This is a genomic window from Bacteroides sp. CAG:189 (assembly GCF_000432295.1).
Lineage (GTDB): Bacteria > Bacteroidota > Bacteroidia > Bacteroidales > Bacteroidaceae > Bacteroides > Bacteroides salyersiae.
Map to the genome: position 1 here is coordinate 12,515 of NZ_HF991005.1, position 12,189 is coordinate 24,703.

General features: G+C 38.9%; 8 protein-coding genes. 3 read left to right on the forward strand and 5 right to left on the reverse strand.

Annotated elements, in window-relative coordinates; all coding sequences use genetic code 11:
- The coding region (locus QVP90_RS03000; RefSeq protein WP_288203866.1) for a PLP-dependent transferase at nucleotides 1-725 on the forward strand (725 nt) is incomplete at its 5' end.
- Nucleotides 726-832: 107 nt separating this feature from the next.
- Here QVP90_RS03000 and QVP90_RS03005 read toward each other — a convergent pair.
- The 4 genes from QVP90_RS03005 to QVP90_RS03020 are packed head-to-tail and all read right to left on the reverse strand — an operon-like array spanning nucleotide 833 to nucleotide 8,675.
- Complete coding sequence (locus QVP90_RS03005) at nucleotides 833-5,719, reverse strand: C25 family cysteine peptidase (RefSeq protein WP_021935608.1); 4,887 nt, start codon at nucleotides 5,717-5,719, stop codon at nucleotides 833-835.
- 8 nt (nucleotides 5,720-5,727) lie between these two features.
- Nucleotides 5,728-6,819 carry a leucine-rich repeat protein gene (locus QVP90_RS03010; protein ID WP_007482443.1) on the reverse strand — a complete coding sequence of 364 codons (1,092 nt, stop codon included), beginning with the start codon at nucleotides 6,817-6,819 and terminating at the stop codon, nucleotides 5,728-5,730.
- A 24-nt stretch (nucleotides 6,820-6,843) separates the two neighbouring features.
- Nucleotides 6,844-7,377 (reverse strand): leucine-rich repeat protein, encoded by a 534-nt coding sequence (locus QVP90_RS03015; RefSeq protein ID WP_005933199.1) that lies wholly within the window; start codon nucleotides 7,375-7,377, stop codon nucleotides 6,844-6,846.
- 59 nt (nucleotides 7,378-7,436) lie between these two features.
- Nucleotides 7,437-8,675: a T9SS type A sorting domain-containing protein gene (locus QVP90_RS03020; protein ID WP_007482442.1), complete on the reverse strand. Its 1,239-nt coding sequence runs from the start codon at nucleotides 8,673-8,675 to the stop codon at nucleotides 7,437-7,439.
- A 791-nt stretch (nucleotides 8,676-9,466) separates the two neighbouring features.
- Here QVP90_RS03020 and QVP90_RS03025 point away from each other — a divergent pair.
- Nucleotides 9,467-10,123: an HAD family hydrolase gene (locus QVP90_RS03025; RefSeq protein ID WP_021935609.1), complete on the forward strand. Its 657-nt coding sequence runs from the start codon at nucleotides 9,467-9,469 to the stop codon at nucleotides 10,121-10,123.
- An 82-nt stretch (nucleotides 10,124-10,205) separates the two neighbouring features.
- The gene (locus QVP90_RS03030) at nucleotides 10,206-11,546 is read left to right on the forward strand and encodes an MATE family efflux transporter (protein WP_264380723.1); all 1,341 of its coding nucleotides are present in this window, start codon (nucleotides 10,206-10,208) and stop codon (nucleotides 11,544-11,546) included.
- 169 nt (nucleotides 11,547-11,715) lie between these two features.
- Here the strand turns inward: QVP90_RS03030 and QVP90_RS03035 are convergent.
- Nucleotides 11,716-12,189, reverse strand: a 474-nt coding sequence (locus tag QVP90_RS03035) for a TetR/AcrR family transcriptional regulator (RefSeq protein WP_288203870.1), incomplete at its 5' end; no start/stop codon positions are given.

Below are 12,189 nucleotides of genomic sequence, written 5' to 3' on the forward strand. Positions count from 1 at the left end.
TCCCTACTCCGATCAACTGCCGTCCTTTTGAATGGGGAGCAGACATCGTGGTACATTCCACCACCAAATACATGGACGGACATGCCACGAGTGTAGGCGGCTGTATTGTTGATAGCGGCAATTTCGATTGGAATGCCCATGCCGATAAATTCCCCGGATTGTGTACTCCGGACGAATCTTATCATGGACTGACCTATACCAAGGCATTCGGTAAAATGGCCTATATCACCAAAGCAACTGCCCAACTGATGCGTGACCTCGGCAGTATACAAAGCCCGCAAAATGCTTTCCTGCTCAATTTAGGATTGGAGACACTTCACCTTCGCATGCCTCAACATTGCCGTAATGCACAGAAAGTGGCCGAATACCTGTCGAATGACGACCGAGTGGCATGGGTAAACTATTGCGGCCTTCCGGGTAATAAATATTATGAACTGGCTCAGAAATACCTTCCGAACGGTTCCTGCGGTGTCATCTCCTTCGGTCTGAAAGGCGGACGCGACGTATCTATTAAATTCATGGATTCGCTGAAATTAGCTGCCATCGTTACGCATGTAGCCGATGCACGCACCTGCGTGCTGCATCCTGCCAGCCATACTCACCGGCAATTGACAGACGAGCAACTGATGGAAGCCGGAGTTCGCCCCGACCTCATCCGTTTCAGTGTAGGCATCGAGAATGCCGAAGATATCATTGCCGATATAGAGCAAGCGCTGAACGCATAAGTATTTCACGGAAAGAGACAGGACAAGTAAAAATTAAGAGATGAACCGATAGTGTTTGTGGTTCATCTCTTAATTATATTTATCCTACTGCTGATTCTGTTCTTTTATCAAGGTATGTCAATTGCTCCAAAAGAGAAATCAAGTATAGCCCCTTTTTCCATGTCAAAGTCGGAGCCTGCTCGTAACTTGATTAAACCATTGTTCTTGACGATGACCGTGCCGCCTTTTTGCACGACAAGCCTTGCATTCAAAATACTTCCACCATCTACTTCAAGCACAGCACCGGAACGGACGATCACAGAAAAAGTTTTATTCAGCACCATCGTTTTACCGGCAGGAATAAGTAATCGCCCCGACTGCAACACTACATTTCCGCAGGGTGATTCCCCGTCCCATACTTCATTGGAATTTATCAGTGTCGGCTGGCAAACAGTCGGGAAATATTCATTCGTATTCTGTGGATTTCCACGCTTAACACCCCACTCTATGGCCGTAGGAACACCATCGGTTTTCCAGACATACAATTCATGTTCATTACCGGCTATTAACTCGCTTTTACCATCATTATCAATATCTGCCACGCAAGGAGTATCTAAAAATTTCTCATCCGATATTATCGGAAATCCGATTATATCACTACCGTCATTATGTAAAGCATAAATATAATTGTTGCAGCAGAATACAATATCAGGTACAGCATCTCCATCCACATCAGCCAAAATTGGAGTATTCATATTAGACGCATAATTTTCTTGTGGAAATAAGCCTTTAATCGATTTGCTAAAAATAAGCTTCCCTGTATGTGTCCATGCTTTTACCGTTTCATGCCCCAATATAACCACCTCCAAATGCCCGTCATTGTTTATATCACCCACTGATAAAGTATGATCTAAAGTAGATCCAACAGCATTGACTGTATACGGAATTGTCTGACTTCCATCCCACCCTGCAACTGTTTTATCCCCATCCAAACTAATAGCAAATACCTTACTTTCTGCCATTTGCCGTTGAGAAAACAATATCTCCTTTTTACCATCTTCATTTAAATCGCACACCACCGGAGCAGAAGCTAATCTGGGAATTCCTGCTCCCCAAAACGGATTCGTCGTAAAAGGAGTTCCATCCTGCCGCCAAATATAAATTCCTAAAGAATCATACGAAGCTATTATTTCCATCTGACCGTCACCATCAAGATCGGCTACTGTTAAAGCTGAACGATTATGGTCTTTTCCATTCGTAACATGAACGTTAGGATTCAAACGTCTCACTTCATTTCCGTCATGATCCAGAATAAAGATATCAGAAGTTTGATGCGATTTTACAATAACCTCCATTGTACCATCGGCACTACCATCCAAATTGGCAATGACCGGACTTTGAAACATTGAATAAGGAATTCGCTTTTCCCACAACAAATCAGGTTTATGGTCCCCATCCCTATCAAACGGAGAATAACAATAGACTGCTCTTTTTTCCTGATATTTTTTATCATCTTCCCAAGTAGATGCTACTATATTTTGTTCCCCATTTCCGGACAAATCTCCAAAAGCCACTTGCCCTGTCAACATTGTTGGTGTTTTCACAAAGCCACTTACCGTGGTCACATTTCCATCGATATCATATAACTCTTCGCCCGAAGGACGAAATCCCATTATGTAACTTGTATGAGTATCATACCGATCTTCATAGATCCAGAATATCTCTTGTTTGCCGTCATTATCCACATCTGCAATATTTGGACAAGATACAGATGAATAAACACCGGTAGCTAATCTTTTGGGGAATGGACTAACAACCGGATAAGAAGTCCATGTCCGGTAAGCCGCACTCCATTCACTTTCATTTCCGTTTGTTGAAATTGCTGCAACCTTATAATAATACAATGTTCGTTCGGCAAGGCTATCATCTAAATAATATGCAGCCTTCAATGGAAATCTATTCAATCTCCGATAAATGCCATTTTCTCCATTGTCACTACGGTATATATTATATCCGGCCACCTCCTTGACAGGTGTCCAATACACATTGATAGAAGAAGCATAAGGCTGAAAATCAAGAGTCGATGTTTTAATCACAGAGGGTCTTGACAATGGATTTACTGGAAAGTTCCAAGTCCTTCCATACTCATTACTTACTTGTAATGTGAAACTCAATATCCCCGCATAACTGCTTGATGTCTGGAACTGAAAAGCAATTGTATTTGTTTTAGTCTCAGAAAAGGCAATAGAAGGATACACGATTGGCGTAGATGAACATGACACCTGCAAATTATTCGAAATAAGTACAGCTTTCAGTCCTGTAGCTTCGGCCTGTCCTACATTCATTAAATCAATATTCATCTTCACAGTTTCACCCGCTTCTACTGTAGTGTTTCCATTACTCGTCCAAGTAATTTTTTGATTCCCTATTTCTATTTTAGGAGCATAAATATTATCTATCTTAAGCGGTTGAATTTTAGTTTCACCATTTACTGATATTTGTAGATTCAAGTTTATTCCACTGGAGTTATTTCTCAAATGTTCACCACTATCTTTATTTATTTTGAAAACGAACGGAGTGACAGATCTCACAGCAGTATTACCGGCAATATTCCCAAATGTAGCATTAGCATTCACGATCTCTATATCATCGGATGTACTTATTAAAGATGCTGTTACTCCATTTAATGCGCTGTTTCCGGTATTTCTCAATTTTACAGTCAATTCAATCGTTTCCCCAGCATCCAATTGTCCGTCACCATTTCCTATACTTACACCAGTTCCTTTATCATTGTAAATTAGATCTTCAACAGCAATAGTAGACTCACTACCATTTTGCGATACTTGAACATCTCTTTCCACAGGTCTGAAATTATGGGCAGTGACTGTTATATTCACAACTCCCAATGTCTGTACAGATACATTAATAGTATGACTTCCATTAGCCAATTGATCAACAATATACAGTTCATCCTTTTTTTGAATGCAAATTCTGGCAGTTTCATTTTGTGGTAAACCATTTATGTTTACCATTATCATATTCTCACCCGTTGTTAAGGAAGCAGGCATTAATGTAACATTCATCGTTTTTGGAACATCACTCCATACCTGCATTTCAGGATCACCTAAAAGATGCAAAGCACAATTAGCTAATTTAAGATTTTTATATTTAATATTTTCAAGTGCCTTCTGATGAAGAATGGACAAATCATATCTATTGGTCGCATTAGCAGACGTTTTATAAAGTTCAGACAAAAATTGGCCTAAATGAACATGTTCATTTGCCCAGCCTGTATCGGCATTACCAATAAATGCAACAGCTCCACCTTGAGGATTATTTATAAAATGTTCCGCTATGCAATCTTTTGTTATGTCTGCCGGCGAACAGCCACCCGACATAACTATTTGATAATAATATCCATTATTCAAATTATCCACATCCCAATTGGAGATTGATTCATTCTTATCCTTAGAAGAAGTTCCCATTCCTTCCGGCGAAGAATGGTCCATGTGATAAACAAGGTGAAAATGGTTTAAACCCGAATTTCCACCATTTTGTAAAGCGCTTACAAAATGGACCTTATTCAATTCTTCTCCTTTACCGGACTGATCTTCATATACACTATGTTTATTACTACAAGTAGCAATATTACTTTTACAGTTATAATGATCATAAATCAACCAACGATTCAGATTTGTCTCAGAATAAAAACTTGCAATTTCACTTCTTTTTTCATTAGATAAATAACCGGTATTTTCGTTTTTAGAAATAAAGGCGTCAGCTGCTACCGAATTATTTATATATGAATAATCAATATTTAAATCTGCTTTTTCATAATGAATTACTTTATTGACAAATATCTCTGCCTCTTCTAATGTTTCCACCGGGGCTCTTCCTAATTTAAATGATACTCCCCAATCTTTACTATCTTCAAAATCTATTTTATCAGCTTCATAATATATATTATTCCCATTCTTATTCCAGTTTCCATTATCTACACAAGTATAATAAAAATCAACTGCAACCCAATCTTTATTATCTGAATCTCTTGATTTCTTTACACGAGCGGGTATAACATTTGTATCTCCTCCAAGTAATACGAACATAGAACCATAGTTACGTTTAACATCAACCAAATAGTTACGAATTTTTTCTTGAATATCACTTCCTGTATATGTGGTAGAAATTTCCTCTACTGTTTCTATAATAGCAGGTATCCCTTTTTTAGTTTTCCAATCAGCCAATATCCGGAATTTCTCTTTCAACGTTTCATTCGTTATAATCAGATACTCCGGCAGATAATTATCCACATCTGAATTAGCATTTTTTTCTGCTGCGCTTACCATTGCGCCCAAACGCCCTTTTCTGAAAGATGCTTTTATGTTCGGAGTAATCTCTGACAACATCTCCTTATTATCAATAATTGATCGAATATAGTCCTCATCTAATTGACTTAAGTATTCCGATTGCTTTTCTATTATTGAAGTAGAAGCTAACTTTTTAGCCATCGAAAAAGTTAAAGAATAAGCAATATCACAAGTATACAGTTCCCTCTGTTTAGGAATATACTCAATTGGATAAAATCTCACCGTTACAAGATGGTAACCAAAATCCATCCTATCTGATACAATTTCGGCATACTTTCCTGGAAAAGGATTCGATGAGTTATAAATATCACTATTGGGCTCTACCCATGATAAGATACTTTCTCCAATAGGAATTGGCGGTTGGACCGGATATAATAAAATATCCTTTTTTTGTAGCTTTCTATTTACATACTTTATCTGTATTGCTGGCTGAGTATTCACAGGTATAAGAAATGTTTTCACACAATATGGAATCTGAGGCATTCCCGGTTCATCAACATATCCGGTTTCAGATGATATTTCTACATATTCACCATTTACCTGATAAGTAAAATCTATCTCAGGCCTCCATTGTATCGTACCTTCCACTTGTGCACTCAAATTCATGACAACTACAATAGCTATCAAACAAACTAATATCTTTTTCATAAATCAATTTATTTATGGAATTTTATCTTTTCCCTCGTTCCATCTTCATAAACCACCTCTAAGAGTAATAATCCATGTGACAGATTATCTATTTTTAAATTACACGAATTATCATTTATGATTTCTTCTAATAATAAAATACCATTTAATGCATATAATCTTACTTCTGATATTTTCCGCATACCCGTTATATTCAAGTTGTCACCATCTAAAAAAACTCTCAAGCCAGATAATGAAATGTCATTAACTGAAGCCGGATTGAGTTTGTGATTTATATCCCTAAACTTCATCCAGCCCGGTGCATAGCAATAAGCATCGAAACTCTCTTTAGGAACATACAATCTTGTCCAGTATGTATTCGCAAATGGATAGCCAATCAGCACAGGAGGTACAATTGCGTTACAAACAACTACATCCATGTCCCGATATTCCAAATCCCAATCAAAATCATTATCACGATTGGTTTCTTGATTATTTCTACCGACAGGCACACGTGGTTCTACCCAAAAAGCACCTTCCTCTACTGTTTTTAGAGTTGACGGCAAAGTTACACTATACAAAAAAACTCTATCAAACGCTAATCTATTTATTACTTCAGTACCTTCCGGAATTACATATTCTGTGAAATATGTAGGATTTTCAGATTCTTCTTGTGATTTTTCTCTTCTTGGAGGATAACGTAACAGCTTCTTTTGATCCATAGAAAAAAGAACATTGTTTACCACTACACAATCAGCACCATCTGACACATAAAATTCCCGTATTGGAGATTCGTAAAAAATATCCCTACCCACAATCGAGGGAAAATTACTCCAAGTCACAGCCTTTAAAACAAAACATTTAAAAAAAGCATTGTTTCTTATCTCCTTTAAAGAAAAAGGTAAAATAATATGTGACAACAATTCTACTTGATCAAAAGCCTCTGTTTCAATTATCTGTGTCCCTTCCGGAACCACATACTCTTCATCCACTTTATCTTTCGGATATTTTATCAACGTCTTCCCATCCGCAGAAAAAGTGACCCCATCAACAACCATATTCTGGGAATATAACAAGGTACCCCAAAATGTAAACAATAAAAGACATGTAATTTTTTTCATAACATTCTATTACTAATTAAATATTCAATTTGATAACTTTTCCATCGCCATCTTCATATATCCATAACGGAAGTAACAATCTTGAAAAGCATATCTATCAATTATTTCAATATCTTCTAAATAACCACGTATATCTATAGGAACTATATGTACAGTTTTTCCATCTTTAGAATAAACAAAACCATCGTCCGATACTCGACAATAAGGATTGCTCTCAGTAACTTCAAAACGCCTATCATTGGGCCAAACACGATTTCCAATAATGGGGAATTTCCCTGTAAGAATGAAATCAGATGGACCATTATAAAACGCAGAATCGTTTATATGAGTTAATGTAGTTGGCAATGTCACTTTCCCTATTTGAGCTCCTACAAATGCTTTTCTATCTATGATTTCCGTACCTTCAGGTATTATATATTCTTTATAGAACTTGTCTGTAGGATACTTTATCAGAGTCTTTCCATCTATTGAGAAGATAACACCATCAGTCACTACATTTTGTGAATACGATAAAATGCCCCAAAATGTAAACAATAATAAACATATAATCTTATTCATAATATTCTATCATTCATGAATTACAATTTTACAATTACAATGGCATAGTTTTTATCCTATTAATTTGTTAAGATCATTCTTTTCACATCAATCACTTTGCTATCAACAATCAGAGAATACAGGTACATTCCGGCTTCCAAATGACTCCCCTCCAATACAATAGATCCCATACCTTTTTGAGTTAAAACAAATTGCTCGATTTGTTTGCCATTCATATCATAAATTAGCAAGTTAGCATTTTGTGCATCTTGCGGAATGACATATTTAATTACAGTATTATCACTAAATGGATTGGGAGTATTCTGAAACAATTCGGATTCTAATTTATCCATAAGACCGTCCTCGACTTCTCCATCTTCCTCATCTACACTTCTTGAGAGAGGAGATTGGCTTTTCGATTTCAGCCGGTTTATCTCTACCGTCAGCTCCTGAATGGATTGTACCAAGAGAGGAATCATCTCTATATAGTTTATACTTAAATCTCCCTGTTCGTTTTCATAAACGAGATTAGGATATTCATTCTTCAATTCTTGGGCAATAAATCCATAATGAACCCGTGAATAAATCTGAGCTTCATCCGCCGAGAGCTGCACAGCCGGAGCTACCGTATCAGTGGCAATAAAAGTAGCTGGGACTGCCGTATTGAAAGGAGACTGCATATTGTATTGAACCGTATTCAACCGGCTCAACTTCGTCATTGTGCCTTCTTCCGATTCCGATTGGGCGGATAGAGTTGAAAGATTGGTCGAAGTTGTTGCAGGAGTCAACAAAACACTATAAATACTACCAGTCACATACACATTTCCCCGGAAATAACCTGCATAACGACCGTTTATCGGCACACCATAATCACTATGAACAGAAGTACCATAGATGCCTGCACCATTGTTAGTTCCATAAAGCATTCCTAAAACACCATAGTTGTAACCTGATGTATAATTGCCTGCTGTACCGAACAAACCAAATCCCCTTCCACTACTTAAAGCGGAGTGAGAATATGCAGAGCCCAAAGTTCCCACATTAAATGTATGGGGTGACAACGCAATACCGGTATTGCAGCCTCTTGCCCAACCCGTTAATCTTTCCGTAGGATTGTGTATTGCCGTCAGAGCCATCGAGTTGGTCGATTCGATAATAATATCGCTATCGGCTTCTCCCTTACTATTCACACTTAATATGGATAAAGGAGCAGCAGTATCAGTTCCGATAGCTACCTTACCATCCGAACCCACTTTTACCTGTGCAAACACCAAAGAACACACCATTATCAGGCATGCGGAAATAATACATCGTTTCATAATAATTAAATTTAAATTGTTAAACATATTCATAAGTGTTCACAAGAAGTGGACGGTTAAAATTCAAACAAGCCTGCGGTTCATTATAACCGCTTCATGTCAAATACCGTAATCCCATTTCGGGATAAAACAAAAAAGGAAGAGTTTTTAAGGGAAGAGCTCGAAACCATAGCTTTCATACGCGCAGCAACAAAGACCCGCTACAGAGGTTGTTAAAGCGCTCCATGTAGATTAATGTCAGATGCATGTGGATAAACTTCATCAAGTTGATGATTTTCCAAATATCTGCATGTCAAAGGACTATTTTAGGCTATGTAAGTCCGTTTGGGCGTTTATTAAAAGTCAACTAAACAAATAGTCGGACTTTATTATATTCACTCCGAAGCATTTTCATTACAGGCTCAGAGAAGAGAACTTGTATCCCTACGTGAGCATGGTTGCCTATTTTTTAAATTTATCATAAAAATAATAAAATAAAACACAACTCAACTACAATAGTGTAATCATTTAACATATATTGTCCTGGAAAATCAATTATAAAAGAAAAAGATGAATTTTAACGTTTTTATCGGGTAAACTACATGTTATTTTCAACTATTATGTATTTGAAAAATAATAAATTCTTCCTGCCAATAAGAACCGTTATAAGCATATAACATATACGACAAAAAATTCCAATAATTGAAAACAAAAATTATTGAAACCTCATTTCTTGATTTATATCATTGCCCATCTACCTTTCTTTTTCCACCTTTGCATATATAAATCCAAATCCATCTAACCATTCTGTTATGAAATACTCTGGTGTGATATTCGACTTTAACGGTACATTGTTCTGGGATACTCCCTTACACAATAAAGCTTGGAACATGTTTCTGGAAAAACGGGGCATGCATTTGTCCGATCATGAGTTCTTCGCCACCTTTCACGGAAAGAATAACAGGGATATTTTCAACAGTCTTTTCCAACGCGAACATCCGGCAGAAGAGATACGTGCGCTCGTTGATGAAAAAGAGACTTTATACCGGCAATTATGTCTGGAAACCGAAATGAAGCTGGCACCGGGTGCTCCGGTCTTTCTTGATTTCCTTCAAGAAAGAAAGGTTCCGTTCACCATTGCCACCGCTTCCGACAAAGAGAATGTGGACTTCTACTTCGAGCATTTGGGAATAGGCAAATGGTTCGATTACGACAGGATAGTGTACAACAACGGACAGATAAAAGGAAAACCCGATCCGCAAATCTACCGGATTGCCATGTCGGTGATCGGAAGACAACCGGATGAGGTAATAGTCTTTGAGGATGCTGTTGCCGGACTACAGGCTGCCAAAAATGCGAACGCAGGATGTATCATCGCTGTTAACTCGAATAATGACGATTATTCCGACTGGGCAGATTATCTAATTATTCGTAATTTTGATGAAGTAGACCGTAATCTGATCGTCTAATGCCACCCGTATATCCGCAGGGATGCGTATCTTTGTACGAACTTACAAAGCGATAAAGACACGGAAGTGCCGCCTTACAACGATGAAGAAAGATAATTTTACACAGATGACTACCGCTCCCATTCCGGGATTAATCGGTAGACTGGCCGTACCGACAATTATCAGTATGCTGGTCACCTCCTTTTATAATATAGCAGACACTTATTTCGTCGGGAAGATCAACACACAGTCGACAGCAGCAGTAGGCATCGTGTTCTCCGTCATGTCTATCATTCAGGCTGTGGGATTTTTCTTCGGACACGGATCGGGAAACTACATCTCACGAAAGTTGGGAGCACAAGAAACGGATAATGCGGAAAAAATGGCGGCTACAGGATTTTTCTTTGCCCTGTTCATGGGAGTAGTCATTGCCGTTGTCGGCTTGTTGCTGTTAACGCCACTCTCCGTCGCATTGGGGTCTACCCCTACCATCCTGCCTTACACAGAAAAATATTTAGGCATTATCCTGATCGGCGCACCTTTCATGACGGCTTCGCTGGTGCTGAACAATCAGATGCGTTTTCAAGGAAATGCCGCCTATGCCATGGTGGGTATCGTCACCGGTGCGGTAGTGAACATCGTGTTGGATCCGTTACTGATTTTCACTTTCGGAATGGGGATATCGGGAGCGGCATTAGCTACCATCATCAGCCAGATGTGCAGTTTCTCACTACTACTGTATATGGCACGCCGGGGAAATAATATCATCATCCGATACAAGCATTTCACCCCTACCTGGAGATTTTTCAAAGAGATTATCGATGGAGGAACTCCATCTCTCTTTCGTCAAGGACTGGCATCGGGATCTACCATCTTGCTGAATGTGGCGGCCGGTAATTTCGGAGATGCCGCCATTGCCGGGATGTCTATCGTCACGCGGGTCTGTATGTTCATCAACTCTTTCCTTATCGGATTCGGACAAGGATTCCAGCCCGTGTGCGGATTCAATTACGGAGCAGGACTGAACAGTCGCGTACGGGAAGGATTCTGGTTTTGTGTAAAAGTAGGATTTGTTTTTCTGCTGACCGTCACAATCACAGGAATTGCCTTTGCACCGGATGTGATAGAACTTTTCCGGAAAGGAGATTCAGAAGTTGTCTCCATAGGATCGGCAGCATTGAAATGGCAATTTATTACCTTACCTCTCGGTTCATGGATCATTATGAGTAACATGATGCTACAGACTATCCGCAAACCGGTACGTGCCACACTACTCTCTTCGGCACGTCAGGGACTGTTCTTCATTCCGCTTATCTTTCTGTTGCCCCGCTTCTTCGGACTGCAAGGAGTGGAAATGTGCCAGGCAATGGTAGACTTACTTTCTTTCCTGCTGGCCATACCGTTGACATGCAGTGTACTGAAAGAACTGAAAACGGATAAATAATGTGCCAATGCGGCAATATGCCAATGTGCCAATTGGCTGCGCTGTCTTATTAATGCGACAATTGGCTGCGCGTTTTATTCATTATTGATTTCAGGAAATAAAATCTATAAAAAAAAGACGCAGCATCTTTGCATCAAGTTGCTGCATCTTTTTTAAAATATTGAAGAGATCAGGCATGTGCTGCAAGATCATGTTCTTCCATATATTCATCAATCAAAGGAATAGCATTCGTCTGGAATATACCACGCAACAACGCTTGACAAAACAACCATTGTGTAGTATAACGTGCACCACGTAACCTATTCTCATAAAGAAGGACAAGTAAATCATTCGCAAAGCGATCGGGATCGACATCGGGAAGTAGATATCCACAGGCTTTACAACGATTTAATACATCTGCAAATTGCTGCAACCAGAAATATTCTTCCCGTTTCGAGAACGATTGGTAATCCGTCTCCTGTGCCAAATCGGCCAGCAGTACACTTCCCATAGAATACATCAGATCGACATACCCGCCAACAATATCGAACAGCGTTTTCACACACGACCGGTCATTATCTGCCCGAGCCAACAGAGTCCGTTTTTTTTCCCCAACAATGTCTGCCAGACAAATCTGTACAAGACAGACCTTGCTGGGAAAGAG

Coding starts and splice junctions, on each gene's coding strand:
- QVP90_RS03025 (WP_021935609.1), top strand. CDS start 9,467: ATGAAATACTCTGGTGTGATATTCGACTTTAACGGTACATTGTTCTGG.
- QVP90_RS03020 (WP_007482442.1), bottom strand. CDS start 8,675: ATGAAACGATGTATTATTTCCGCATGCCTGATAATGGTGTGTTCTTTG.
- QVP90_RS03010 (WP_007482443.1), bottom strand. CDS start 6,819: ATGAAAAAAATTACATGTCTTTTATTGTTTACATTTTGGGGTACCTTG.
- QVP90_RS03015 (WP_005933199.1), bottom strand. CDS start 7,377: ATGAATAAGATTATATGTTTATTATTGTTTACATTTTGGGGCATTTTA.
- QVP90_RS03005 (WP_021935608.1), bottom strand. CDS start 5,719: ATGAAAAAGATATTAGTTTGTTTGATAGCTATTGTAGTTGTCATGAAT.
- QVP90_RS03030 (WP_264380723.1), top strand. CDS start 10,206: ATGAAGAAAGATAATTTTACACAGATGACTACCGCTCCCATTCCGGGA.